Origin of the sequence: Haloarcula sebkhae (genome assembly GCF_014647415.1) — an archaeon.
GTDB classification, from domain to species: domain Archaea; phylum Halobacteriota; class Halobacteria; order Halobacteriales; family Haloarculaceae; genus Haloarcula; species Haloarcula sebkhae.
In genome coordinates this window covers 658735-684022 of record NZ_BMPD01000002.1, presented here as the reverse complement: position 1 = coordinate 684022, position 25288 = coordinate 658735, and the positions used below count along the sequence as shown (strand labels likewise).

22 protein-coding genes are annotated in these 25288 nt (G+C 63.3%); 17 read left to right on the top strand and 5 right to left on the bottom strand.

Annotated elements, in window-relative coordinates:
* Positions 1 to 81 precede the first annotated feature (81 nt).
* From IEY38_RS09510 to IEY38_RS09490, 5 genes are all read left to right on the top strand, one after another.
* Positions 82 to 660 (top strand): NADPH-dependent FMN reductase, encoded by a 579-nt coding sequence (locus IEY38_RS09510; RefSeq protein WP_188977270.1) that lies wholly within the window; start codon positions 82 to 84, stop codon positions 658 to 660.
* A gap of 90 nt (positions 661 to 750) precedes the next feature.
* The gene (locus IEY38_RS09505; protein WP_188977369.1) at positions 751 to 1383 is read left to right on the top strand and encodes a YIP1 family protein; all 633 of its coding nucleotides are present in this window, start codon (positions 751 to 753) and stop codon (positions 1381 to 1383) included.
* A 26-nt stretch (positions 1384 to 1409) separates the two neighbouring features.
* Positions 1410 to 1673, top strand: a complete 264-nt coding sequence (locus IEY38_RS09500) for a hypothetical protein (protein ID WP_004592637.1) — start codon at positions 1410 to 1412, stop codon at positions 1671 to 1673.
* 64 nt (positions 1674 to 1737) lie between these two features.
* Positions 1738 to 3939, top strand: coding sequence for a DHH family phosphoesterase (locus tag IEY38_RS09495; protein WP_188977269.1), 2202 nt, complete (start codon positions 1738 to 1740; stop codon positions 3937 to 3939).
* A gap of 40 nt (positions 3940 to 3979) precedes the next feature.
* Positions 3980 to 4468 (top strand): cupin domain-containing protein, encoded by a 489-nt coding sequence (locus tag IEY38_RS09490; RefSeq protein WP_188977268.1) that lies wholly within the window; start codon positions 3980 to 3982, stop codon positions 4466 to 4468.
* Between the two features lie 3 nt (positions 4469 to 4471).
* On the opposite strand, the gene IEY38_RS09485 is transcribed toward IEY38_RS09490, so the two are convergent.
* Positions 4472 to 6364, bottom strand: coding sequence for a methyl-accepting chemotaxis protein (locus tag IEY38_RS09485; RefSeq protein WP_188977267.1), 1893 nt, complete (start codon positions 6362 to 6364; stop codon positions 4472 to 4474).
* Between the two features lie 360 nt (positions 6365 to 6724).
* Positions 6725 to 6859, bottom strand: coding sequence for a hypothetical protein (locus tag IEY38_RS21650; protein ID WP_268238762.1), 135 nt, complete (start codon positions 6857 to 6859; stop codon positions 6725 to 6727).
* Positions 6860 to 6965: 106 nt separating this feature from the next.
* On the opposite strand from IEY38_RS21650, the gene IEY38_RS09480 reads away from it, so the two are divergent.
* The 11 genes from IEY38_RS09480 (at position 6966) to IEY38_RS09435 (ending at position 21742) form a co-directional block, all read left to right on the top strand.
* Complete coding sequence (locus tag IEY38_RS09480) at positions 6966 to 8621, top strand: tRNA uridine(34) 5-carboxymethylaminomethyl modification radical SAM/GNAT enzyme Elp3 (RefSeq protein WP_170096180.1); 1656 nt, start codon at positions 6966 to 6968, stop codon at positions 8619 to 8621.
* Between the two features lie 390 nt (positions 8622 to 9011).
* Positions 9012 to 12011 (top strand): CARDB domain-containing protein, encoded by a 3000-nt coding sequence (locus IEY38_RS09475; protein ID WP_188977367.1) that lies wholly within the window; start codon positions 9012 to 9014, stop codon positions 12009 to 12011.
* Positions 12012 to 12120: 109 nt separating this feature from the next.
* The gene (locus tag IEY38_RS09470; RefSeq protein ID WP_188977266.1) at positions 12121 to 13245 is read left to right on the top strand and encodes a hypothetical protein; all 1125 of its coding nucleotides are present in this window, start codon (positions 12121 to 12123) and stop codon (positions 13243 to 13245) included.
* Positions 13246 to 13316: 71 nt separating this feature from the next.
* Positions 13317 to 14351, top strand: a complete 1035-nt coding sequence (locus tag IEY38_RS09465) for an NAD(P)/FAD-dependent oxidoreductase (protein WP_188977265.1) — start codon at positions 13317 to 13319, stop codon at positions 14349 to 14351.
* A gap of 36 nt (positions 14352 to 14387) precedes the next feature.
* The gene (gene rqcH / locus IEY38_RS09460) at positions 14388 to 16541 is read left to right on the top strand and encodes a ribosome rescue protein RqcH (protein ID WP_188977264.1); all 2154 of its coding nucleotides are present in this window, start codon (positions 14388 to 14390) and stop codon (positions 16539 to 16541) included.
* Between the two features lie 45 nt (positions 16542 to 16586).
* Positions 16587 to 17615 (top strand): AIR synthase family protein, encoded by a 1029-nt coding sequence (locus IEY38_RS09455; protein ID WP_188977262.1) that lies wholly within the window; start codon positions 16587 to 16589, stop codon positions 17613 to 17615.
* 149 nt (positions 17616 to 17764) lie between these two features.
* On the top strand, positions 17765 to 18466 hold the full coding sequence (locus IEY38_RS09450; protein WP_188977260.1) for a DUF4013 domain-containing protein: 702 nt from the start codon (positions 17765 to 17767) through the stop codon (positions 18464 to 18466).
* A 124-nt stretch (positions 18467 to 18590) separates the two neighbouring features.
* Positions 18591 to 19187: a DUF4013 domain-containing protein gene (locus IEY38_RS09445; protein ID WP_229775258.1), complete on the top strand. Its 597-nt coding sequence runs from the start codon at positions 18591 to 18593 to the stop codon at positions 19185 to 19187.
* On the top strand, positions 19142 to 19306 hold the full coding sequence (locus IEY38_RS21230) for a hypothetical protein (protein ID WP_229775257.1): 165 nt from the start codon (positions 19142 to 19144) through the stop codon (positions 19304 to 19306). Before IEY38_RS09445 ends, IEY38_RS21230 begins: the two co-directional genes overlap by 46 nt.
* A 91-nt stretch (positions 19307 to 19397) precedes the next feature.
* On the top strand, positions 19398 to 20465 hold the full coding sequence (locus tag IEY38_RS09440; RefSeq protein ID WP_188977258.1) for an mRNA surveillance protein pelota: 1068 nt from the start codon (positions 19398 to 19400) through the stop codon (positions 20463 to 20465).
* A gap of 119 nt (positions 20466 to 20584) precedes the next feature.
* Positions 20585 to 21742: a sensor histidine kinase gene (locus tag IEY38_RS09435; protein ID WP_188977250.1), complete on the top strand. Its 1158-nt coding sequence runs from the start codon at positions 20585 to 20587 to the stop codon at positions 21740 to 21742.
* Here IEY38_RS09435 and IEY38_RS09430 read toward each other — a convergent pair.
* A complete protein-coding gene (locus IEY38_RS09430; protein ID WP_188977239.1) occupies positions 21739 to 22491 on the bottom strand; it encodes an MBL fold metallo-hydrolase in 753 nt (250 codons plus the stop codon). The genes IEY38_RS09435 and IEY38_RS09430 overlap by 4 nt on opposite strands.
* A 283-nt stretch (positions 22492 to 22774) precedes the next feature.
* On the opposite strand from IEY38_RS09430, the gene IEY38_RS09425 reads away from it, so the two are divergent.
* Positions 22775 to 23389 (top strand): class I SAM-dependent methyltransferase, encoded by a 615-nt coding sequence (locus tag IEY38_RS09425; protein ID WP_188977237.1) that lies wholly within the window; start codon positions 22775 to 22777, stop codon positions 23387 to 23389.
* A 23-nt stretch (positions 23390 to 23412) separates the two neighbouring features.
* On the opposite strand, the gene IEY38_RS09420 is transcribed toward IEY38_RS09425, so the two are convergent.
* Together IEY38_RS09420 and IEY38_RS09415 are read right to left on the bottom strand one after the other, a co-directional pair.
* Complete coding sequence (locus IEY38_RS09420) at positions 23413 to 24237, bottom strand: helix-turn-helix domain-containing protein (protein WP_188977236.1); 825 nt, start codon at positions 24235 to 24237, stop codon at positions 23413 to 23415.
* A gap of 148 nt (positions 24238 to 24385) precedes the next feature.
* Complete coding sequence (locus tag IEY38_RS09415) at positions 24386 to 25258, bottom strand: dihydrodipicolinate synthase family protein (protein ID WP_188977234.1); 873 nt, start codon at positions 25256 to 25258, stop codon at positions 24386 to 24388.
* Between the last annotated feature and the right edge of the window lie 30 nt (positions 25259 to 25288).

Genomic DNA, 25288 nt, shown 5'->3' with positions numbered 1-25288 from the left:
GACAGACTGGCAGGGGAACCGAGCCAAGCGGTGCGCCTCGTCACCCCCATCGATATACCGGCCCGACTCCATAGAGCCGCCATGTCCGAACCACACGTCGTCGGTGTCGTCGGCAGTCTCAGAGACCAGAGCTACACCAGAGTCGGTATCGAGCGCGCGCTCGCCGCTGCCGAGGAGTTGGGGGCGACGACGGAACTGCTCGATCTCCGTGAGTTCGACCTGCCGGTGTTCGATGCCGACCACCGCGAGGCAGGCGACGCCGTCGAGTTCGCTGACAGCATCCACGCAGCTGATTCGATTTTGCTGGGGACGCCGGTGTATCACGGGTCCTATTCCGGCGTGCTGAAGAACGCACTCGACTACTGTGGCTTCGACGAGTTCGAACACAAGACGGTCGGGTTGCTAGCGGTCGCCGGCGGGGGCTTTCCCATCACTGCGCTCGAACACCTCCGCTCGGTCTGTCGGGCGCTGAACTGCTGGGTCATCCCGCATCAGGCAGCGATTCCGAACGCGCACAATCACATCGCTGACGGCCGGATAACTGACGCCGACATCGAAGACCGCGTGACGACGCTCGGTGAGGAAGCGGTCCAGTACGCGAACATCGAGCCGGACCCGGCGTGTTTCGAGAGTACGGAGAATATCGGAGCGGACGATTAGCCGCGAGGACCGCTGTGCGTGTCCGAGCCGGACGGGGCCACTGACCGAGAGAAGGAAACGGTCAAACCGTCTCGCGCCCAAGTTCCCGGCGTGACTCAGTGGGTCGAGAATCCGACCGGTGGCCGGGACCGCGGGCCAGTCGCACTGGTGCGTGCGTGGGTAGAAATACTCAGCCGTCCGCGGCGCTTTTTCCGCACCGGCGTCGCGCCGGGTGACCAAGCACCGGGGCTGGTGTTCGCGGCGACGGTGGTCCTCTTTGAGGAAGTGAGCCGCTACGCTGTCGTCAAGCTGGCCGAGCGGGGGCTCCTGTCCACGGGGCCGTTCGATTACCCAGCTATCGGCGGCTTCTCGCCCGGCGTCGCGGTGCTGGCGCTGTTTGCTATCCTCGTGTTCGTCACGCCGGCAACGGTGCATCTGACGGCCGCACTGCAGACCCTGCTGTTGCTTCCGGTCGCGTCGGACCGCGGCGGCGTCAGTGAGACTGTGCAGGTGATGTGCTACGCGATGGCCCCCTGTCTGCTGGCGGGCCTGCCCAGCGCCGAGGTCCGGGTACTCGTCACCGCCTGGGGCGCGGGGCTGTACCTGCTTGGCACCGCCGTGATCCACAATATCCGGCTTCCGGTCGCCGCAATCGTCGGGGCCGTCCCCGCCGCGATCATCTTCGGCTACGGCTTCCGCGGCTTCCAGGCCCTCTCGGTACTGGCTGCTGACTACGGGTTTTAGGGTCCGCCGGCGTGCGTTTCCACACGATGCTCAGTATCGACATCGACCAGTTCATGCTGGAACTCAAGGATGGCGCGTTCAAGAGCGTCGGGCCGTCGAACAAGGAAGCGACGATCAAGATGTACGACGTGGAGGGCGTCGACGTTCGGGAGTACGGCGACAAGCGCGTGAAAATTGCCTTCGAAGACGAACAGGGGAGCGAAATCGAGGTTGCCCTGTTCCCGGAACAGGCGAAAGCGGTCGCCTCAGGTCTCGAACTGCTGGAAGAGGAGAGCGAGATGTTCGAATAGCGGACCTGTTTCGTTCGTCCGGAATTCGACAACCGTTTTAGGCCCGACATGCTTGCACCGTGTAATGGGTTCGTGTATCATCTGCGGCAAATCTGTCGAAGGACGCATCTGTGACCTCCACGAGGAGGACGCCCTGTTCGAGTTCCGCGGGTCTCGTGCCGACCAGCTATCGGTCGACCGCTACTACCGCGGCAGTGTCGACGGCTTCGCCGAGTTCGGCGTGTTCGTCGACATCGGCGACAGCGTAACGGGGCTGCTCCATCGGAGCGAACTGGACCAACGGCTCGACTCCCTCGACTGGGACTCGGGCGACACCGTCTACGTCCAGGTCAAGAACGTACGGGACAACGGCAACGTCGACCTCGGCTGGTCGATCCGCCAGTCCGAGCGCGAGTTCCGCGGCGTCCTTGTCGACGACCCGGACATCGGCCACTCCGTCCTGCTTGAGAACGAAGACGACGAAGACGAGGTGCAGTCCGACAACGGCTCCGGCGAGGTCGAGTCCGAATCGACAGCCGACGAGTCAACAAGCCAGAACGACGACGGATCGAGTGCGGACGACGACTCCGGCACAAGCCAGTCTGAATCCGAGAGTTCCACAAGCGCCGGTGCTGTCAGCCGGGCCAGCGACGACGACCGCGTCGAGGGCACCGCGGCCGTCGGCGGCAACGACAGCGGGTCGAACACCGCCGTCATGACCGAATCCGACGAGGAAGTCGACGCAGAGAGCGACGAGCAGACGGACGAAGCGACCACCGCCGAACCGGTCGCTGCGGCTATCGGCGACCTTGACGACCACGTCGGTGCGGACGTTCGACTGGAGGGCGAAGTCGTCGGCATTCGGCAGACCTCCGGACCGACGGTGTTCGAACTACAGGACGAAACCGGCACCGTCGACTGCGCGGCCTTCGTCGAAGCAGGCGTTCGTGCCTATCCCGAAGTCGAGGAGGACGACTACGTCCGACTGTCGGGCGAAGTCCGCGAGCGTCGCGGCGAACTGCAGGTCGAAACCGAGGAACTCGACGTGCTCGAAGCAGAGGAACGCGAGGAAGTCGAACAGCGACTTGCCGACGCCCTCGACGACGAAGCCCGACCCGACACGGCCGAACCGCTCGCCGACGACACGGCGGTCGCGGCGCTCTCCGAGGAACTGGTCGAAGCGGCGACCCAGATCCGGAAGGCAGTGCTGACCGACCGACCGGTCATCGTCCGCCACGCCAACACCGCGGACGGCTACCTCGCCGGCAGCGCCCTCGAACGGGCCGCGCTCCCGCTTGTCACCGAGCAGCACCGCCGCGCCGACGCGAAGTACCACTACTTCGACCGGCGACCTATCGAGGGCGGCGTCTACGACATGGACGACGCGACGAAGGACACGACGACGATGCTGGACAACCGGGAGCGCCACGAGGAGAAGCTCCCGCTGTTCGTCTTCGTCGCCGCTGGCGGCACGCGCGAGAGCCTCGACGGCTTCGACCTGCTGAACGTCTACGGCGCGCCGAGTGTCGTCATCGACGACATCGACGTCGACGGCGCGGTCGTCGACACAGTTGACGCTGTCGTCTCACCGTCGGCCGACGCCGTTTCGGAGACTACTTCAACGTCGCTCGCGGCCAACGTGGCCGCACACGTCAACGAAGACGTTCGCGACGACCTGGGGCACCTCCCGGCCGTGAGCTTCTGGGAGGACATCCCAGAGCCCTACGTTGCGGCTGCCAGCGAGGCCGGCTACGACGAGACCGCGGTGTCGGAGCTCCGCGAAGCCGTCGCGCTCGAAGCCCACTACCAGTCCTACGAGGACAAGCGCGAACTCATCACCGACCTCGTGTTCGGTGACGACGAGGAGGACGTGGGCGGTCTCGCCGGCCACATCGCCGAGCAGTTCCGCGAGAAGGTCGACGAGGAGGTGTCCACCGCTCGGGCTAACCTCGATCACCGGACCGTCGGGGACGTGGACATCGCCGTGCTCGACACGGATGCGTTCACTCACCAGTACGAGTTCCCGCCGGAGTCGCTCCTGCTCGATGAACTCCACCGGGACGTTCGCGACGAGAGCGACGCCGTGCTCGGCATCTCGACGGACACGATGTACGTCCGTGCCAACGGGGACCTGGACCTGCACGAGCTAGTCAGCGAAGTCAGCGAGCGAGTTCCCGAAGGTGGCGTCGCGACGCGGAGCGTCCGCGAGGGGACCATCCGCTACCTGGCCGGCGAACGCCCGGCCGTCCTCGACGCCACGCTCGACGTGCTGGCCGACGAACTGTAACGTAGCAGACTTTTTCTCTCCGCCGGCAGTCTGACCGGGCATGAGCGACGGGCCCGTCAACGAAGCCGATCTCGACTGGACCGACCACGAACACGGCGACCGGACGTTCAAGCGCAAACAGATCGGTGACGCCGCCGGCGGCGAAAAACTCGGCGCAAGCCTCTATACCGTCCCGCCGGGCAAGCGACTCTGGGTGCGCCACTATCATGAGGGCAACGAGGAAGCGATATTCGTCCGGGATGGGACGGGAACGCTCTGGCTCGGCCCCGAGGCCGAGGAATATGCACTCAGTCCGGGCGATTACGTCGCGCTCCCGGCCGGCGAGAAGAGCGCCCACGAAATCGAAGCCGGCGAGTCCGAACTCCGACTGCTGATGGTTTCGACGATGGAAGAGCCGGATATCACCGTCTACCCCGACCGGGAGATGGTCGGACTGTACGCCGGGTCGCCCCCGGGCGGCGAGAAAGCAGACCGCACGCTGTCGACGTATCTCGATATGAACGCCGAAAAAGAGTACTGGGAGGAGTGAGCCTTAGCGGCTGCCGACCTCAAACTCTGCGAGCATCGTCTGGAGTCGCTCAGACTGCTCGGCGAGCGATTCGATGCTGGCACTGACCTGCGACATAGACGCAGCCTGTTCCTCCGCCGTCGCCGACGCGGTTTCGGTCTCCGCGGCGGTCGCCTCGCTGATGTCCACGGCCTCCTCGACCATCGACACAGTTTCCTCTGTCGTGGCGGCCTGGTCATCGGTCGTATCGCTGATCTCCTGAATACCGTTGTCGGTCGCCTCGGCGTTCTCGGCCACTTGCGTGAACGTGTCGACGACCTCTTTGACGGCCTCTGTACTCTCCTGCATGTCCGCTTTGGCTCCACGTGCCTCCGTCACCGTTGTTTCGGTCTGCGCCTGCGTCTCCGCGATGAGCTGTTCGATCTCGGTCGCAGAGTTCTGCGTCTCCTCGGCTAGCTGTTTGACCTCGTCCGCGACGACGGCGAACCCGTCACCGCCCGACCCGTTTCCGGCCCGTGCAGCCTCGATATTGGCGTTCAGGGCCAGCATGTTCGTCTGCTCGGCGATGTCGCCGATGAGTTCGACGATCTCGCCGATCTCGGCCATCTTCTCGTCCAGTCGCTCCACGTTTTCGACTGTCGAGTCGATCGCTGTCTGGACCTCACGGGAGCCCGCTATCGCTTCCTGTGCCGTCTCTTCGCCGTCGTCCGCGATCTCGGCTGTCTCGCGGGACCGCTCTGCGACGGTTTCGGCGGAGGCGGCGACCTCTTCGACGGTCGCCGACAGATCGGTCATCTCGCCGGAGACGGTTTCAAGCATTTCCCGTTGCTCGTCCGCCCCGCTGGCAATGCCCTGAATCGATTCGCTCATGTCTTCGCTGGCCCCCGTTGCCTCGTTGGCACCGGCTGTGGCCTGGTCGCTCGTGGACGCGACTTCCTCTGAGAACGCCTGTATCTCTTCCATCGTCGATTCCGTCTCCGTCATCATCTTGTTGAACGACTCGGCGATCCGGGCCATCGCGTCGTTGTCGGCCTTGTCGGGATCGACACGAACCGTCAGGTCACCGTCGGCCGCGGTCGCCATCGCCTCACTGAATCTGCTGGCCGTCTCCTGCAGTTCAGTGTTTTGCCGCTCGACTTCCTGCATCTTGCGCTCCGCTTTCTCACGGGCCTCCTTCGCCTCAGCGCGTTGCTGCTCTATTTCTTCTTGCTTGGCCTGGAGATCGTCAATTTCCGAGGCACGCTGTTCGGCCTCTTCGAAACGCGCTCGGGATTTCTCGCGTGACCGCTCGGTTGACACCCAGTTGTTTACGAGGGCGACACACAGCATCAGGACGAACCCACCGTGGATGAGCCCCCATACCCACGGGTTGTTAATCGCTGCCGTGTGGTTGTAGACGCGACTCGGGTCGATGGTCCCGAAGTATCCGTGGGTCATAACTACATACCCCAGTCCCCACAGGAACGGGACCCAGTCCTCGTAGACAGCGACGATCGCCATCCCGACAAAGAAGTGAAAATGGGCCTCGATATAACCGCCAGAGAGTTGGACGAGAGCCAGCGACGACACGAACACCGCCGTGACTGAGAGGATAGTTCTGATTCGCCGCCTGAATCGACTGATGAGACTACCTGCAGACAGGGCAAACACAACCCCACAGAGTAACAGGACCCGAGGGAGCGCGGTAGCAGGGATTTGCGCTTCAGCTATCGGTGTTGACCCAGTGTAGATACCAAGCCCGAACAGAAACGGGATATGCAGTAATGTTACCAGCACCACACTCCGGTGCCGGTTGCGCCACTGTTTGTCCGGGATTGTCGAGCCGTCTGGTATGTAAGATACGAAATTCTCCAGCCGCTCGGCTACGCTCGGATTGCTGCCTGTTGTATGCCCGATATCTCCCGTTGACTGTGCCATACGTACACATCCTTTGAGTACCGCAAATTAACCCTTTCGTGCGGATTATCAATGCTTGAACTGCGGTATCGTCGCGTTCACCCCTTTATCGGAGGAATATAGCGTCGCTCGGTGCGTCCGTCGTGGCCGGAGAACCGGTCGTCGTTTCTAGAAATTAGTCTGCCGCCGCTCTCTGGGCGGCAGCCGTGTTACCGGCCGCTCACAATACAGCGGATCGTCAACACCAGCATTGACGTATCGACGGTCGTTCTCACGCTTTGGTCAACATGTATCGACTTACCCGCAGTATCACTCAAAATAACGAGGGCGTCTGCGGCGGAGGTCAGACGGCCCCGGATTGTTTCCGGAATTCGACGGGCCCTACGTATCCGGTGACGAGACGGACCTGGCTGCCTTCTTGACACCGTAGTACGCCCATTCTGCGCTGTAACAGAACACACAGCCACGGAAGGTCGGCCGGTCGAGGCTTCCAGTGTCGTCAGTATCACCGCTCATATGTCTATTTGGTGTGACAGCACAATGAACCCCACGGCTACCCCTGTCGCTGACGATACCCGAGCGACACGCTTATTCGGCCGAGACGCCGATTTCGCACAACCCGATGAGCACGGAGACGCCGGACCCAGACGAGACAGAGACCTTCCAGCAGGTGTGTGCGGAGCTGGTCGACCGGATTCTCGCAGGCGAGGTCGAGCGCGACGATGTCGAATCAGCCAAGATCGACGTCTGTCGGGAGTACTCCGCACCGAAAGTGCCGAAAAACTCCGAACTGCTCGATTACGCGCCACAGGAACACCGCGAGGTGCTGGAGGAGGTTCTCCAGCGCAAGCCGGTTCGGACCGCCTCAGGTGTGTCCCCCATCGCTATCATGACGTCGCCCGAGCGGTGCCCCCACGGGAAGTGCCTGTACTGTCCCGGCGGTCCCGACTCGGAGTTCTCCTCCGCCCAGTCCTACACCGGCCACGAGCCCGCGGCCGCACGCGGCGAACAGAACGACTACGACCCGTACGGACAGGTGACCCTCCGGCTCAACCAACTGCGGGAAATCGGCCACCCCGTCGACAAGGCCGAACTCATCGTGATGGGCGGAACGATGACAGCTCGGAGCCACGACTATCAGGAGTGGTTCGTCAAGCGAGCCCTAGAGGCGATGAACGACTTCGACGTGGATGGAGAGCCGACGCCCGCAGAGGACGTGAGCTTCGCCGAAGACGACTACGAGTTCCGGTATCTGGAGGATGTCATCGCGGAAAACGAGACCGCCGACGTCCGCAACGTCGCCACGACGTTCGAAACGAAGCCCGACTGGTGTGATCCCGAACAGATCGACCGGATGCTCGACCTCGGCGCCACGAAAGTCGAGGTGGGCGTCCAGACCACCTTCGAGCGCATCAACCGTGAGATGCACCGCGGCCACGGCGTTCAGGCCTCCATCGACGCCAACCGCCGCCTGCGCGACTCAGGGTTCAAAGTCGGCTTTCACATGATGCCGGGCCAGCCCGGAATGTCCAAGGAGATGTGTCTGGAGGACTTCCGACGCATCTTCGACGAGACGGACTGGCGGCCGGACTATCTGAAAATATACCCGACGCTGATCGTCGAGGGAACCGTCACCTACGACTGGTGGCGCAAAGACGAGTTCGACCCGCTGGACAACGACGAGGCCGCCGAGTTAGTCGCCGAAATCAAGGACATGATCCCCCGCTACACCCGCCTCCAGCGCGTCCAGCGGGACATCCCGGCGGACTTCATCGAGGGCGGCGTCTGGAAGTCGAACCTCCGCCAGCTCGCCTGGCAGCGCATGGAAGAACACGGCTGGACGTGTGACTGCATCCGCTGTCGGGAGGCCGGACACAGCGACGACGAGGCCGAGAACATCGAACTCAACGTGATGACCTACGAGGCCTGTGGCGGCACGGAACACTTCATCTCCTTCGAAGACTTCGAGAACGACGTGCTCGTCGGCTTCTGTCGGCTCCGGTTCCCCAACGATCCGGTACGCCGGGAGCTACAGGACGCCGCAATCGTTCGCGAACTCCACGTCTACGGCAACGCCGTCGGCGTCGGCCAGGAGGGCGACGACGGGGACCACCAGCACAAGGGCTACGGGAAGAGATTGCTGGAGAAAGCAGAGACACTGGCCCGTGATGCCGGTTTCCCGAAACTGGCTGTCATTTCCGGTATCGGTGTCCGGCAGTACTACCGGGAGAAGTTGGGGTACAAGCAGGACGGCCCATACGTGAGCAAGCGTCTCTGATAGCCGCTCGACCTGATTTTCTCCTTCTGCCATCCTCGGACGTGTGAAACTGGGTGTCCTGTCGGTAGGGCATCGCTGCAGAACTGCGCTGTTGTGTGTCTGGCTAGCCGAGAGTTGCCTTCATCGCGCGGCAGAACTCAGGCGACGACCGAAAGAACGGTCGCCGTTTGAGGTACTATATGTATACCGACACGCCAGCCCTAGGTCCGGGCGCGCCGAACAGGCCATTACCTGTAATGTTGGGGTTCGCCCCTTATTAGACTAGAACTGGCGGTAGCGGACGGTAAACGCGATAATAGGACCTTACTTGGCGATTCGTTCCCGCTAACTAATTACCATACTGTCATCGACCACCCCATGGGTAAGATTACGGGCCTGTGGCTATCAGCGATGACGCTACTGATGGTGGTTGCGGTGTCGACGACCCCGATGTTTGGGCCGGGTGTCGCGGCTGCGTCCAATCACGAGACAGGAACCATCGGAGAGTCAGACATTCGGGCAACGGATGCCGGCCTGATCGACGAGCGAGTCAATACGGCGGAGATGCAAACGCCCCAACCCGAGGTTTGGGTCACCTTCGAGAACACGGGCGGCACTGCCGGGACTGTGCCGATTACCGTCGAGGTCGGCGGGCGGGAAGTGACGGTCATCGGTCCCGACGAAGCGACGGTTGCGCCGGATGAGTCGAGCAACGTGACCACGGCGTACGTGCTGGAGACCAGTGACGGTGGCTACATCGAAAACGGGGAACACGAGGTGACGGTCAACGGCGAACCCGCGGGCACGCTAGTCGTCGGCGAACCCAATATCACCGTCACGGACCACTCTTGGAATACGACGACAGTCAGTGAGGGTGGAGCCGTCGAACTGACTGTCTCAGCGGAGAATACGGGCACTGTCTCCGGACAGCGAGACATCTTCACCATCGTCGACGGGAAATCCGACGGCGGGGTATCGTTCAATCTTAAGCCGGACGACTCGGGGACAGAGAAATACGTACACACGTTCGACGAAGCCGGTGAGTTCGAGTTCGGCACCGCTGGGGAGACGCAAACCATCACGGTCGGTGAGCCACCGAGTTTTGCGGTGACAGAGCGCGAACTCAATAGATCTACGGTCAACGTCGGCGAAGCTGTTGAAATAACTGCTACCGTAACGAACACCGGCGACCGGGAAGGGAGCTTTGAGGTGCCGTTCACCGTCGATGGCAAAACCGAGGTAACAAGAGAGGTGACGCTGGATGGTGGTGATTCGACGACGGTGTCGTACATCCGCTCATTCGACGAGAGCGGTAATCGAAGTATCTCGATAAACGACGCGGCTGCCGGGACACTCACTGTCGAAGCAGAGAACGGGGGTGGAGCCGGCCCACCAGACATCAAGGTACGTGATGCCGGCTTGATAGACAAGCGAGTCAATACGGCGGAGATGCAAACGCCCCAACCCGAGGTTTGGGTCACCTTCGAGAACACGGGCGGCACTGCCGGGACTGTGCCGATTACCGTCGAAGTTGGCGGGCGGGAGGTGACGGTCATCAGTTCAACAGATGTCAGTGTCGCACCAGGTGAACGAAACGTGACCACGACCTACGTGTTAGAGACCGATGACGGCGGCTACATCGATGATGGGGAACACGAGGTGACAGTCAACGGTGACTCCGCCGGCACGCTGGTCGTTGGTAAGCCGAATATCACTGTCACGGACCACTCGTGGAACCGGACGACGGTCACCGAGGGCGGTGCCGTCGAACTGACCGTCACTGCAGAGAACACTGGAGCTGTGTCCGGTCAGCGAGATATTTTCACATACGTCGACGACAGGTCTGTCGATGCAGTGTCGTTCAGTCTTGGACCGGGTGAGTCGGGGACGGACACGTACGTCCACACCTTTGAGCAAACTGGAACCCATCAGTTCTCCGTCGGAGATGTGAGCAAGACGATTACGGTTGAGGGAGAGAACGAAACTGAGGCCGCCACCGATGAAGACGGGACTGGAACTGAAACAGCTACGGACGAGCAGTCTTCGAGATTCGAGGTTCGCGACGCAAAACTGAGTAATCAGTCCGTCGAAACCGGCGATTCAGTGGACGTGACAGCAACTGTCGCAAATGTCGGCACAGAGAGTGGAAACTACACCGTGGCGCTCACAGAAAGCAATCGGACACTCAAGTCCAAAACTGTCGGTCCGATTGCCGGCGGTGAGACAGCAACTGTCTCGTTCAGTATCTCTTTCGACGATGAGGGCAATCGGTCACTCTCCATTGGCAACGTCCCCACCGAAACGCTCGCTGTCGAAGCTGAAGACAGTAGCGACGGTGGCGGTGGTGGAGGCGGAGGCGGCGGTGGCGGTGGTGGAGGCGGCGGATTCGACTTCGATGACGACGCAGACGAGACCGACAACGGCGGCGGCGCAGAGGCTCCCGCGATCTCGCAGTCCCATATCGACAACGGGGTCACTGTCCGGGTGACTGCCGACGCCGCAAACTCGACGGTCACCCAGTCGCTGAACCGTTCCGGTCCGTCCGAGACCGCGCCGGCGTTCACCCTCTCTGCACTCTCGCTCAACGTGACCAACGAAAGTGATGGGTTCAACGCGACGCTGCTCGGTCCGCACGCCACGCCGAACGACATGACCGAAGTTCAGGAAGACGGTGTGCGTGGGTACGTGACCGTCACCTCCGGCGCAAATGCGTCTGCCATCAGCCGAGCGACGTACACCCTGCGGCTCAACGAATCGGCGCTTCCGACCAACGGATCGATGGATAGCGTCCGGGTGTTCCAGTACCACAACGGGTCCTGGAGTCAGCTACCCAGTACTGCCAACGCGACCAATAAGTCTATCCAGGCATCATCGTCCAATCTCTCGACCATCGCTGTCGTCTCTCCGGTCGCTAATGCGTCCACCCCGACGACGACAGCTAGCCCCTCGAATACGAATGTATCGACACCGATGCCCGCAGAACTCACCGTTTCTAATGCGTCTCTGATGGCTGACTGGGTCCGGGCTGGCTTCAACACATCGGCGCGAGCGGCAGTGGAGAATCCGACCGACGAAACCGTCGAACAGACGCTGACAGTCACCGTCGACGGCGACTCGGTCGCCTCTCGGACTGTCCGACTCAATCCCGGCGAACAAACTACTGTGACGATGGAGTTCAAGGCTGTTGACGGCGCAGTCGCGGTCAACGGCGTCAGTGCCGGTGATCTGCGTGTCGGCTCAGACACCGCCCAGAGTACAGGCGAGTCCGGAACTGACGAGACTGGTGAGGGCAGCGGCGCGGAGCCAGCCGCGAAAACGGTCGCAGCGTCCGGCCCAGGGTTCACCGTCCAGCTAGTGGCAATTGTGGTGGCACTACTCGCCGGCATCGCCCGACTCCGCCGACGGGTGTAAGGCTCCAGTGGACAGGGACTTTCCGTCTCTCCAGTTTCAGCGTTGGAAGGACGACCTTACCGACGGGTTGGCTGCTGCGTAACTAATCGTTTACTCACGTATCCCCTGTATGAGCGAGGCCAGAACACTCTGTACTGCCGTCGCTGTCGTTTTTGCCACCACTGTGTTCGCATCCGTCTTCGCCGTCGGCGGCGTGGTCGCTTCCGACGCCGGTCCACAGAGCGAGTCAGAGACCACAGCAAGCACACCCGGACCCATCGTTCCATCTGTTCTCGAACGCCACACAGGGACACTACTCGGGCAGGTTAACGAGACCGACACACAGGATGACGGTGAGCAGACCGAAGAGAGGGAAGAAGCGACTGAGACAGAGGAACCCACAGAAACTGAGGAAACGGAGGAACCGACCGAGACTGAAGAACCCACAGAAACCGAGGAGACTGAGGAACCGACTGAAACGGAAGAGCCCACAGAAACCGAGGAGACTGAGGAACCGACTGAGACCGAAGAACCCACAGAAACTGCGGAAACCGAGGAGACAGAAGAACCGACTGAAACGGATGAACCGACCGAGAACGGAATCCAAGAGGAAACCGACGCAGATGATGGCGCTGACCGAAACAATTCGGCCGATGCAGACGACGACTCCGATAGCTCGAATGGGTCGGACGAAGAGGAGAACACGACGACCCGGAACGAAACCGCGGGCGGCGGTGCGCCTGCTGACAACACGACCGGTAGCGGGAACGGAACCGTCGGGTTTGGGACGGAAACCGAAACGGACACCGACGAGGCATCCACCTCCGGCGGACAGGGGAGCGCCGACGTCCGGATTTCGGACGCGTCCCTGTCGGCTGACTGGGTCCGGGCCGGGTTCAATACGACTGTGCGAACGACAGTAACGAACACCCGTTCGCGGCCGGTCAACGAGACGCTGACTGTGACGGTCGACGGCGAACCCGTGGCAACGGATCGAGTGGCGCTTGACCCAGGGGAAGAGACGGTCGTCGAGACCGAGTTTGAGGCAGTCAACGGAACGGTACGGGTCAACGGTGAGACGGCGGGGTCGCTCAGAGTCGAAAGTCAATCTGTTTCCGGAACTGACGGTGACGAGCAGGCGACGACCGCGGCACAGGGACCGGGGTTCTCACTCCGCCAGGTGGGTGTCGGTATCGCAATACTCGCCGTCATCGGCTGGACGGGTCGGGGCTCTCGACGCCAGTGGGATCGCTGAATCGGACCACGGGCGAGCGGTCCGAACTGGTTGTGTGGTGGATTTTTACTCGTACCGCCCGACTGGCAAGTATGTCTCGTAACCTCGCAGTCGTCGGTGCTGGTGGTGCCGGTGCGGCGGCAGCCTACGCGCTCCGCGACACGGACGTCGACGTAACAGTGTTTGAGAAGAGCCGTGGTGTCTGCGGGCGCGCCGCGACCCGGCGCCACGGCGACTGCACGTACGAGTACGGGGCGAACTATCTCAAGGCCGACGACGACCGCGTGACCGAACTGGTCACCGAGGCACTCCCGACCGAGGGGCTCGTCGATATCGAGGAACCGGTGTACGCGTTCGACAGGGCCGGCGACATCGACGCTGGTCGAGATGCTGACGAACACAAATGGACCTACGAGGCGGGGATTACGCAGGTTGCAAAGCGGCTGTTCAACGAGACGGACGCCGAGGTAGAGAACGGCGTGCGGGTCGAGCGTCTGGAGCGACAGCGCGACGGCTGGTTGCTTCAGGACGACGACGGAGCGGACCTCGGGCACTTCGATGCCGCGCTGCTGACACCGCCGGCTCCGCAGACGGCTGACCTGCTGGGGCAGTCGCGGTGGAACCACGACGACTGCCGGGAACTCCGGCAGGAGGTCGCTTCGGTCCCCTACCGAACGGTCATCGCCGGGGTGTTGCACTACCCCTTCGAACTTGACGTGCCGTGGTACGCCGCGGTCAACAGCGACAAGGACCACGACATCGGCTGGATCGGCCGCGAGGAATGCAAGGACGGCCACGTCCCCGACGGGGAGTCGCTCCTGCTGGTCCAGATGAACGAGCCGTGGTCGATTGCGAACTACGACGAACACCCCGACACGCTTATCGACGACATCGCAACTCGGACGGCCCGACTGCTGGACGACGACCGGCTGGCCGACCCCGACTGGACCGACCACCAGCACTGGCGCTACTCTCAGCCCGAGGGCGAGGTCGACCACGACCTGCTGTCGTGTGCGGCCGAGCACGACCTGCACTTCGCCGGCGACTGGGTGGCTGGCGAGGGGCGACTCCACGCGGCGCTACGGAACGGACTGGAGACGGGCGAGGCAATCGCCGACAGCGGGTAACGGAACGCCTTTGGGTGCCCGCCGACAGCCACCGACATGGACCACAAGCGGGAACTGACGAGCGTCGACCTCGCCGCTCTGGAGGGCGAACTCGCCGGCTACGAGGGCGCGAAGCTCGACAAGGCGTACCTCTACCCCGAGGACGACCTCGTCAGACTGAAGCTCCGGGACTTCGACCGCGGGCGCGTCGAGTTCCTCATCGAGGTCGGTGACGTCAAGCGCGCCCACGTTGCCGACCAGAGCCACGTCCCCGACGCGCCGGGTCGACCGCCGGACTTCGCGATGATGCTCCGGAACCGGCTGTCGGGCGCTGACCTCGTCCGCGTCGAGCAGTTCGAGTTCGACCGTATCATCGAACTGGAGTTCGACCGCGAGGACGGATCGACGACCATCGTTGCAGAACTGTTCGGCGACGGCAACGTCGCCGTGCTGGACGAATACGGCGAGGTCATCGACTGTCTAGAGACGGTCCGGCTCAAATCACGCACCGTCGCGCCGGGGACACCCTACGAGTTCCCGTCGGCGCGGTTCAATCCGATGACCGTCGATTACGACGGTTTCGTTGCCCGTATCAAGGAATCCGACGCCGACCTCGTCCGGACGCTGGCGACACAACTGAACTTCGGCGGTCTCTACGGCGAGGAGCTGTGTACCCGCGCCGGCATCGACTACAACGTCGCCGTCGACGACCTCGACGAATCCGATTTCGAGCGGCTGTACGAACTCATCGATGAGATGGGGACGCGCCTGCGCGAGGGGAATGTCGACCCGCGGGTATACTACGAGACGCTCGACGACGGTGACGGTGCAGGTAACGAGGGGTCCGGCGATGACCCAGACCGGCGGCGCGTCGACGTGACCCCGATTCCGCTGTCGGAGTACGAGGAACTCTACAGCGAATCCTTCACGGCGTTCAACTCCGCGCTGGACGACTACTTCTTCAATTTCCAGCGGGAGGAGGAAGTCGAGGGCGGCGAGACACAGCGCCCGGACTTCGAGGCCGAGATAGAGAAACAGCAGCGCATCATCCAGCAGCAGAAGCAGGCTATCGAGGACTTCGAAGCTGACGCCGAGGCCGAGCGGGAGAAAGCAGAACTGCTGTACGCGAACTACGACCTCGTCGACGACGTGCTCTCGACGGTTCAGGCCGCTCGTGAGGACGACGTGTCCTGGGACGACATCGAGGCGAAGTTCGATGAGGGAGCCGACCGCGGCATCGCGGCTGCCGAGGCGGTCGTCTCGCTGGACGGGAGCGAGGGGACGGTGACCCTCGATATCGACGGGACGCGCGTCACGGTGGACGCCTTCACCGGCGTCGAGAAGAACGCCGACGAACTGTACAAAGAGGCCAAACGCATCGAGGAGAAGAAAGAGGGCGCGCTCGCTGCCATCGAGAACACCCGTGAGGACCTCGAAGCGGTCAAAGAGCGACGTGACGAGTGGGAGGCCGACGACGGTGACGACGAGGCCGACGAGGACCAGAGCGAGGACGAACCGACCGACTGGCTCTCGATGCAGTCCATTCCCACCCGGTCGACCGAACAGTGGTACGAGCAGTTCCGCTGGTTCCACACCTCGGACGGCTTCCTCGTCATCGGCGGTCGGGACGCAGATGACAACGAGGAACTCGTCCAGAAGTACCTGGAGGGCGGTGACAAGTTCTTCCACGCGCAGGCACACGGCGGCCCGGTCACGGTCCTCAAGGCGACCGGTCCCAGCGAGCCGTCCAAGGAGGTGGAGTTCCCGCAGTCCTCGCTGGACCAGGCCGCGCAGTTCGCGGTTTCGTACTCCTCGGTCTGGAAAGACGGGAAGTTCGCCGGCGACGTGTACATGGTTGACCCCGACCAGGTGTCGAAGACGCCCGAAAGCGGCGAATACCTGGAGAAAGGCGGCTTCGCCATCCGCGGCGACCGGACGTACTTCGAGTCCACGCCAGTCGGCGTCGCGGTCGGCATCACCTGCGACGACGAGACGCGGGTCATCGGCGGCCCACCCGAAGCCATTGAGGGGCAAGCCGCGACGAGCATCACCGTCGAACCGGGCCAGTACGCCCAGAACGACATCGCCAAGCGCCTGTACCGGGAGTTCAGGTCCCGCTTCGCCGACGAGTCGTTCGTCCGCAAGGTCGCCAGCCCGGACCAGATACAGGAGTTCCTGCCGCCCGGCGGCAGCCGAATGTCTGAGGACTGACCATGTCGGGGTGGAGAGAACACCGCGCTGGGGGTGACCGACTGCATGAGTGACCTCGGGAAAATCGACCGCGAACTGTTCGATAGCGTCATCTACCCCGAACTGGGCGCAGACCGAGCCGACGTGACGCTGGGGCCGACTCACGGCATTGACTTCGGCGTCATCGACGTTGGCGGCGACGCCCTCGTCACAGCCACCGACCCGCTGTCGATCCTCCCCGACTTGGGCTTCGAGCGGGCCGGTCGGTTTGCACTCGACGTGGTACTGGCCGACGTTGCCGTTTCCGGCATCCCGCCGTCGCACCTCTCCGTGACGTTCACGCTCCCGCCCGAGATGACCGACGACGAACTGGCGGCGATGTGGCACGGCTTCGCCGGACGGGCCGAAGAAGTCGGCGTGAGCGTCGTCACCGGCCACACCGCCCGGTATTCGAGCGTCGACTACTCCTGGGTCGGCGGCGCGACGGTGCTTGGCGTTGGGTCCCACGACCACATCGTCCGGCCGGACGGCGCGCGCCCGGGCGACAAACTGGTCGTCGGGACCGGCCCCGGGGCCGAAGTCACTGGGCTGTTTGCAAACCTCTTCCCGGCGCAGATCGGGCTGTCGCCCGACCGAATCGCTACCGCCCAAGAGCGACTGGCCGACACCGCTCTCGTCGAGGATGCCATGGCCGCGACTAACGCCGGAACCGTGACGGCGATGCACGACGCCACAGAGGGCGGCATCACCGGCGCGCTCATCGAGATGGCCGACGGTGCGGGCGTCCGCTTTGACGTAGACAGCGACGCGATGCCGGTCGCCGACGGCGTCGAATACCTCTGTGGCGCGCTCGATATCAACCCTTGGCACGTCAGCAGTTGCGGGACGCTTCTAGCCGCTGTTGACCCTGCGGACGCCGGCAACGTCGCCGACGCGCTCAGGGCCCGCGGGACGCCAGCCGCCGTCGTCGGCGAGGTGACCGACGGCGAGGGCCTGTACGTCGACGGCGCTCGACAGTCACATCCCGGAGCCGACCCCTCGTGGGAGGCGTTCGCGCGGTTGCAGGCGGCCGCCGACAGCGACACCGACACGTAGGACACTGAGAGCTGTCCGGCTACACCTGACAGCACGGCACACGTACTGCTATATATACCTGTAAGTTGTATTATAACTTGATGTGACACCTCGTCGTGACTGACGTGGCAGCGGCCACGCCGGCCAGGCTGATGTCACGGAGTACTATCATGTTCCAAGAAGCACTATCGTATCCCCGGGACAGCGACAGCGCAGTGAAAACTATCGCCATCGGGGGCGTGTTGCTGCTCCTGAGTTTCCTCGTCGTGCCGGTGTTCTTCGTCTTCGGCTACATCGTCCGGACGCTCCGGGCGGTGCTGAACGGCGAAGCCGAACCGCCGGTGTTCGACGACTGGGGCGACCTGGGTATGGACGGCCTGAAGGTGTTCGCTATCGGATTCGTCTACTCACTCATCCCGGCGGCTATCGCTCTCGTAGCGGTGTTCGCAAGCGGCGCGACGCTGGGTCTGGGCGGCAACGGCGCCGGAAGCGGACTGGCCGTCGGCCTCATCGCCCTCGTCGCCACGCTTGCGATGACCGTCCTTTCGCTCGCCATCGCGTACGTGCTCCCGGCCGCAATCGTTGCGTACGTCCGGACGGACAGCATTGCGGCGGCGTTCGCACCTGCTGAACTCCGCCGGCTTGCGTTCAGTCGGACCTACGCCACCGGCTGGCTGGTCGCGTTCGGTATCAGCCTGCTCGCCGGTGTCGTCATCGGTGTCCTGAACGCCGTCGTCATCGGCGCAGTGCTGGTCCCCTTCGTGACGTTCTACGCGAACGTGGCAGGGACCTACGCGGTCGGGACCGCGGTACGGGATATGCCCGTCGTCGACGCCGGTGACGAGACGCCCGACGCCCAGCCCGCGGCCTGATCCAGTCTCTGTGCCAGGTCTTTCCGTGCTGCTGGAGCGCCCGGATTTATGATATTGGTTCAACAACACTGATCCGTGGCTGGGGTTCCAGGACTGTCCGGATACAAACCGTTACGAAGTCTCCATGTTAGAAGACGCACTCCGATACCCCTGGACCGGCGAGCAGAAAATCGAAACTATCCTTATCGGTGGCGTGTTGAGTCTGCTGGGCGTGTTTTTCATCCCGGTGTTGTTCGTGTACGGCTACCTCGTCCGTGTCATCCGAGCAGTGAGCGACGGTGCCGACGAGGAGCCGCCAGTGTTCGACGAGTGGGGAGACCTGTTCATTGAAGGTGTGGTCGCGTTCCTGATTTCGCTCGTGTACGGGCTCGTCCCGCTGGTCGTCATCGGCCTCGCAGTCGCCTCGTTCATTGTGCCAGCCTCTGTGGTCACGACGACAGGCGGCGAGCCAGCACTGGGACTTTCCGTCATCGGCCTCCTGTTTGCACTCGTCGTCGCTGTCACCGTTGTGGTCTCGCTCGGCGCGGTGTATCTCCTCCCCGCGGCCGTGGCTGCGTACGCAGTGACTGGGCGTGTCGGGCCGCGTTCTCGCCCGGCACGCTGCGCGCGGTCGGTGGATCACAGACCTACGCTATCGCGTGGCTGGTGGCGGTCGCCATCGCCATCGGTGCGCAGGTGGTCGGCGGGTTCGCCTCCGTCACCGTCGTCGGCGCGGTCCTGATACCGTTTCTCTCGTTCTACGGCAACGTCGCTGGTGCGTACGCTATCGGAACCGCCGTCAGAGAGGTGCCAGCCCTCGCAAGCGAGTCACAGACGCCAACCGCAGGCTCTGTCGCCTGAGTGGCTCGGCACACCCGGTCGGAACCGGGTTCTTGCCGTCGCGGCGCGTCGAATGGCAGAACACTTGTGTCCATGAAGCGGACGCTTCAGTATGCAGATACAGAGTCAGGAGACCACCGCGGAAGGGGCAGAACGAATCGAGGTGGTCCCCGAGACGCTTGACGACCTCTGGCATCTCTCGTATGTTATCGAGCCGGGGGATCTCGTCTCCGGCGACACGACGCGGCGCATCCAGCGCAACGACGACAACCTCCGGGACAAGGGCGGCGAGCGCGAGCCGATGTGGATTCAGATCGAAGTCACCGACGTGGAGTTCGCGAAGTTCGCCAATCGCCTTCGCGTCGGCGGCGAAATCGTCGACTGCTCCCGCGAGGACCAGCTGGGCTTTCACCACACGCTCAACGTCGAGGAACACACCGAACTCACCGTCGAGAAGCACCTCAAGCCCGATCAGGCCGACCGGCTGGAGGAGGCCGTCGAGGCGACGGAGAACCCCGACGTGGCGATTGCGACCGTGGAGGAAGGCGAAGCACACGTTCACACCGTCGCCCAGTACGGCACCGAGGAGCGGGCGACCATCACCTCAACGACCGGGAAAGGGGAGTACGCCCGCCCACGAAAGGAACTGTTCGACGAACTGGCGTCGGTTCTCAAACGGCAGGACGTGGACGCCTACATCCTCGCCGGCCCCGGCTTCACCAAACAGGACGCGCTGGACCACTTTCAGGACGATATTCCCGACATCGCCGAACAGATTACCGTCGTAGACACGTCCGCTGTCGGCGACCGCGGGGTTCACGAAGTGCTCAAACGCGGCGCTGTTGAGGATGTCCAACAGCAGACACGTATCGCTGAGGAGGCCGACTACATCGACGAACTGATGGAGCGCATCGGGTCGGGCTCGGAAGTGGCGTACGGCCCGGAGGAGGTCGCAAAAGCGGCCGACTACGGCGCTATCGAGACGCTGCTCGTGCTCGATGAGCGACTCCGACTGGAGCGGGCCGGCGAGGGCGACTGGGATATCGACGTCGACCAGATCATCGAAACGACAGAGCAGAAAGGCGGGGACGTGACCGTCTTCTCCGCGGAGTTCGCTCCGGGACAGCAACTCTCGAATCTCGGCGGCATCGCCGCGCTGCTGCGCTACCGACTCGACTGAGGCCGCATACTCACGCTACATGTCTGTCATCTATTACGCCATCGGTGAGTCTCCCGAAACCGTTTTTTGCCGCGCTCTCCATTAATACGTAGTTCCAATGTCTGCGAGGAGTCGGTGATATGTCGTTTGAAGAACAACAGGACTTCGCCAGACAGGTCGCCGACCTGAACAAGTACGGTCAGGCGCTCAATCGGTGCGAGTCCGTCGACGAAGTCGTCTCTCTCACACTCGAAGCGATGTCACTGCTGTTCGAGTTCTCCTACTCTACGTTCGTCGAGGTGCGCGAGGATGACCTCCGAGTCGTCCACAGCACGAACCCGAACCTCGTTCAGGGCGAGCCACCGAGTGACCTGGCTCGACGGGCGCAGGAGGCTGGCGAGACGCTGGTCGAGCAGGGGTCTGATGCCGCTGTCACGGCCGATTCGGACGTGACTGGTGCCCTGGCTGTCCCAGCCCGGATGGGCGACGAGGTGACCGCGGTGTTGGTCACGCGGTCACGGAGCGTCGAGGAGTTCGGGGACGAGTACGTCAGGCCGATGGAAATCCTCGCGACGCACGCCGCGACAGCCATCTCAAATATCCGCTCCCGTGAACGGCTAGAACGGGCACACCGAGATCTGGAACGGCGAAAGGAGATGATCGAGATGTACGACCGACTGCTTCGCCACGACCTGGGTAACGACCTGCAGGTCATCGCCGGGTTCGCCGACGTCGTCGCTGGACAGGTCGACGGCCAGACCGAGGAGTACGCCGGCAAGATCCAGCGCGCGGCCGAGAGCGCTGCCGACCTCATCCAGCGCGTCGGCGACCTCGTCTCGACGCTGGAAACACAGGACAATCCGGAGCCACACGACCTCGAATCTGTCCTTGGAGATACGGTGCGTGACATTGAAGCCAACTACGAGTCGCTGACCGTCGACTTCGATGCGGCCGAGTTCGACTATCAGGTGTACGGCGGTGACCTGCTCGACTCGGTGTTCACGAACATCATGTCCAACGCGGCGGTCCACAACGAAGGCGAGATCAATATGCGAGTGTACCCGGCGGACGTCAGTTCCGACGAGGTTACGGTCTGTTTCGCCGACGACGGGGACGGTGTCTCGCCGGACCTGCGCGAGGATATCTTCGAGATGGGTGTGAAGGGGCAGGAGAGTTCGGGGACCGGATTCGGCCTCGGGTTCGTTCGGGCGCTGACTGAATCATACGGCGGCAGCGTCAGCGTGGCCGAAAGCGATGCCGGCGGGGCCGAGTTCCGAGTCACGCTCGAACGTGTCTAACTGACCGTTATTGTCAGGCCGTCCTCGGCGAACTGTACGTCGCCATCGTAGCTCTCCGCTATCGACTCACGCATCTCCTCGTGTCGCCCCTCAGTGTGTGGGTACAGGTGCGTGAGATACACGCGGCCGACCTCGGCGTCGGCATCGCGGAGGGTCTCTCCGAGCATCTTCGGCGTCGGGTGGTTCGATACGTCCACGTCGTCCGGGAACGCGCAGTCGTGAACGAGTACGGCCGACCCGTCGGCGAACTCGATGAGGTCCGTGAACGCCTCCGAGTCCGCGCCAATCGTTATCGCTGGACCGTCATCGACGGAGAGCCGGTACGCGAAACACTGCATCGAGTGGCGCGTCTCGCAGGCGTCGCCGCTGAACCCAGCCAGCTCGAACGATCCGCCGTCGAGGTCCCTGAGCGTCAGGTCCAGACGGTCCTGCATGTAGTCGTGTGTTTCGAGCAGATCCCGAACCAGATCGCTCGTCCCCGGCGGGCCAGCTATCGTGAGGTCCGTCTCACCGGCCAGCCAGCGGGCCTTCATCAGCACGTCGAGGTCGGAAACGTGGTCCAGATGATGGTGGGTCAGCAACACGGTGTCGACGCCTTCGTACCCCGCGTCTGTTCGGGCCAGCGAGTGCAACACGCCGCTGCCACAGTCGACGAGCAAGCGGTTCCCGTCGGACTCCAGCAGATGGCCGGATTGCATTCGAGAGCCGGTGGGCATGGCGCTACCGGTGCCGAGAAACGTGAGACGCATACCGGACGACAGCGAGCGAACGGACAAAGCGTTGGTGTCTGGGGGCACACGTCGGCAGGGGAACCACCAGGGAGCGTCAGCGGAGTGAGGGCGGTGGCCGTCGGCGGGGACGGGGTCAGGGCGGTCGTGTGGGAAGGTCACCCGACGACGGCGCAGTTCATGCTTCGGACGGGGATAGCAAAAATTCACCCGTGGCTCAAAAACCGTTTTAACCGAACCGCGTTTGCGGCAAAACCGCGAAACGGAGCGGGAGACACTTGTGCGAGCACGACGAGAAGCGCGTATGAAGAAATCACTCGACGAACACGCCGATCGGTTCTCCGAACACGCTGATGCCTACGACGAGGATCAGGATTCGGCGGCGTATCGCGCCTGTGTCGATTTCGTTGTCGAGCACGCGGCTCCCGAAAGCGACGACGTGGTACTCGACCTCGGCACTGGCACCGGAGCCATCGCGTTCGCGCTCGCGCCCGATGCACGGGAGATTATCGGCCGCGACATCAGCGACGGGATGCTGGAGAAAGCACGGGAGAAAGCCGACGAGCGTGGCGTTGAGAACGTTTCCTTCGGCGACGGTCGCTTCCGCGCTCCCAACGTCGACGGCCCGGTCGACATCGTCACGTCGAACTTCGCGATGCACCACCTCGGGGACGACGAGAAACGCGAGGCTATCGACACTATCGCTGACTTGGGGCCGCGACGCATCGTCCTCGGGGACGTGATGCTGTTCGGCGACGACGACCCCGACGCGCCGTTTTACAGCCCCGAAGTCGACGACCCGGCGACGGTCGGTGTCCTTGCCGACGCCTTCACTGATGCCGGCTACGCGCTGACAGCTGTCGAGATGGTTACCGAACAGGCCGGCGTGCTGGTCGCCGAACGGACCGAGTCGGACTGAAGCGGGTGGGTCGCTGAACCGACTCAGCGGTAGTTTCTGTACGCCCAGAACGAGACGTACAGCGTCAGGACAAGCAGCCCGCCGAGGAAGAAGGCCACGCCGGGCTCGATATGGAAGCCGCCACCGGCCGCGGCGTCGGTCGTTAGTTGCCGTGCCTCCTCGGTCATTGCTGCGACCGGCGTATCGGCTTCCGGAGCCGGAGTGCTTCTCGGGGCCTGCGTGGCCTCTGGCGTCTCCGTCGCCTCGGCAATCTGGAATCCGCCGTCGTCCGACGCTGTCGGGGTTGGCGTGGGTTCGGCCGTCGCGGCCGTCTGGTTCGCTGCATCCAGACTCTCCGCGTCCCCGCCGCCCTGCGCACCGTCACCGGCGGTTCCCGCGTCGCCGGCCCCCGAACTCCCGAACTGGATCGGGAACTGCCCGAGCAGGAGTTGCAGCATGACGCTGGCCGCGGTGAGAACCCCGATGACAGGCAGGACGCGGCGGACGAGCGACCGGAGCGACTGCTTGCGTTCCTGCGTCCCGACGAACAACACCAGCGGGTCCTCCGGGGGCTCGTACACTTTCATTTCCTGCCCTTTCTCGGAGTACTGGACCCCGGCGACGGTGATGAGTTCCTCCTCTTCCAGTTTCTCCAGATGATAGGAGACCTTCTGTATCGACATATCGAGTCGGTCAGCCAGCTCGGAGGGCGTTCCCGGATCGTCGTAGACGGTGTTGAGAATCTCTCTGGCCGTTTCCGAAGAGAGGGCATCGAGTACGGCTGAGACGTCTTCGTCGACCCCGACGACCTGTAGCTCCCCGTCCTGTGAGGTGCTCGTGTCGGGACCGCGGGAGGGCAGCAACGACATATATTGCGTTCACTGCCGCCCAGCGTAATGAATCTCGTGGAACCTCACAGGGCTATTTGAGTCTCAGAGCTCTATCGGAGGTGACAAACAACACACCATCTACGACAGCAGTGCGCGCGGTATGCTGAGCAGTGCGATCTGATTGCCGCTACAACATCCCGGTCACGGACTCCACTGCGTCCGGTGAGAGTGAGTCCCGGGGCGGCCGCACCGTCGCGTGGTCGATGATGCCGCGGTCGGCGAGCAATGCCTTCACCGTGGGTGCGAAGCCGAACTCGGCACACGCTTCTGAAAGCGGTGAGAGGATGTCTCGTTGGACCGCTCTGGCCTGTTCGACATCACCGCTGGCGACGGCGGTGCCCGCCCGCTCCAGATCGTCGAACAGCAGGTGTGAGAGCGCGCTGACGCCGCCGTCGCCGCCCAGCACGAGCGACGGGACGAACAGGCCGTCGTGGCCCTGATAGACGCTGAAGTCTCCGGGCGTCTGATTCATCACCGCGGTGGCGTACGGGAGGTCGCCCGAGGAGTCCTTGAGCCCCGCGACGGCGTCGGACTGCGCGAGCGTGGCAACCGTCTCGACGGAGAGATCCTGTCCGACTGCTCCGGGAATGTTGTAGAGGTAGACGGGCAGCGGCGCGTCGGCCAGCACCGCGTCGAAGAACCCCTCGTTACCCGCCCCGCTGGCCTGGCCGCCGTAATACGACGGCACGACCAGGGTGCTGTCCGCGCCCTGTTCGGCGGCGAACGCCATCCGGTCGTGGACCGTCGGCACGTTGGTGGCGGCCGTCCCGACCATGACGCGGCAGTCGTCGGGCGCTGTCTCCGTCGCGGTTCGGACGACGGTCCGGTACTCCCGGGGCGACAGCGTCTCGAACTCGCCGGTCGTTCCGCAGGGAACGATCCCGTCGACGCCGGCCGCCACGACGTGCCGGATCAGCGATTCCAGGCCAGCAACATCGAGGTTACCGTCGGCGTCGAATGGCGTCACCAGCGGCGTCAGTACGTCGAAGGATTCGGCCATGCTCCAGGCCAGACGCGGCGGTCGCTTAGA

Coding starts and splice junctions, on each gene's coding strand:
- IEY38_RS09510 (WP_188977270.1), top strand. CDS start 82: ATGTCCGAACCACACGTCGTCGGTGTCGTCGGCAGTCTCAGAGACCAG.
- IEY38_RS09500 (WP_004592637.1), top strand. CDS start 1,410: ATGCTCAGTATCGACATCGACCAGTTCATGCTGGAACTCAAGGATGGC.
- IEY38_RS09495 (WP_188977269.1), top strand. CDS start 1,738: ATGGGTTCGTGTATCATCTGCGGCAAATCTGTCGAAGGACGCATCTGT.
- IEY38_RS09490 (WP_188977268.1), top strand. CDS start 3,980: ATGAGCGACGGGCCCGTCAACGAAGCCGATCTCGACTGGACCGACCAC.
- IEY38_RS09485 (WP_188977267.1), bottom strand. CDS start 6,364: ATGGCACAGTCAACGGGAGATATCGGGCATACAACAGGCAGCAATCCG.
- IEY38_RS21650 (WP_268238762.1), bottom strand. CDS start 6,859: ATGAGCGGTGATACTGACGACACTGGAAGCCTCGACCGGCCGACCTTC.
- IEY38_RS09480 (WP_170096180.1), top strand. CDS start 6,966: ATGAGCACGGAGACGCCGGACCCAGACGAGACAGAGACCTTCCAGCAG.
- IEY38_RS09475 (WP_188977367.1), top strand. CDS start 9,012: ATGACGCTACTGATGGTGGTTGCGGTGTCGACGACCCCGATGTTTGGG.
- IEY38_RS09470 (WP_188977266.1), top strand. CDS start 12,121: ATGAGCGAGGCCAGAACACTCTGTACTGCCGTCGCTGTCGTTTTTGCC.
- IEY38_RS09465 (WP_188977265.1), top strand. CDS start 13,317: ATGTCTCGTAACCTCGCAGTCGTCGGTGCTGGTGGTGCCGGTGCGGCG.
- rqcH (WP_188977264.1), top strand. CDS start 14,388: ATGGACCACAAGCGGGAACTGACGAGCGTCGACCTCGCCGCTCTGGAG.
- IEY38_RS09455 (WP_188977262.1), top strand. CDS start 16,587: ATGAGTGACCTCGGGAAAATCGACCGCGAACTGTTCGATAGCGTCATC.
- IEY38_RS09450 (WP_188977260.1), top strand. CDS start 17,765: ATGTTCCAAGAAGCACTATCGTATCCCCGGGACAGCGACAGCGCAGTG.
- IEY38_RS09445 (WP_229775258.1), top strand. CDS start 18,591: ATGTTAGAAGACGCACTCCGATACCCCTGGACCGGCGAGCAGAAAATC.
- IEY38_RS09440 (WP_188977258.1), top strand. CDS start 19,398: ATGCAGATACAGAGTCAGGAGACCACCGCGGAAGGGGCAGAACGAATC.
- IEY38_RS09435 (WP_188977250.1), top strand. CDS start 20,585: ATGTCGTTTGAAGAACAACAGGACTTCGCCAGACAGGTCGCCGACCTG.
- IEY38_RS09430 (WP_188977239.1), bottom strand. CDS start 22,491: ATGCGTCTCACGTTTCTCGGCACCGGTAGCGCCATGCCCACCGGCTCT.
- IEY38_RS09425 (WP_188977237.1), top strand. CDS start 22,775: ATGAAGAAATCACTCGACGAACACGCCGATCGGTTCTCCGAACACGCT.
- IEY38_RS09420 (WP_188977236.1), bottom strand. CDS start 24,237: ATGTCGTTGCTGCCCTCCCGCGGTCCCGACACGAGCACCTCACAGGAC.
- IEY38_RS09415 (WP_188977234.1), bottom strand. CDS start 25,258: ATGGCCGAATCCTTCGACGTACTGACGCCGCTGGTGACGCCATTCGAC.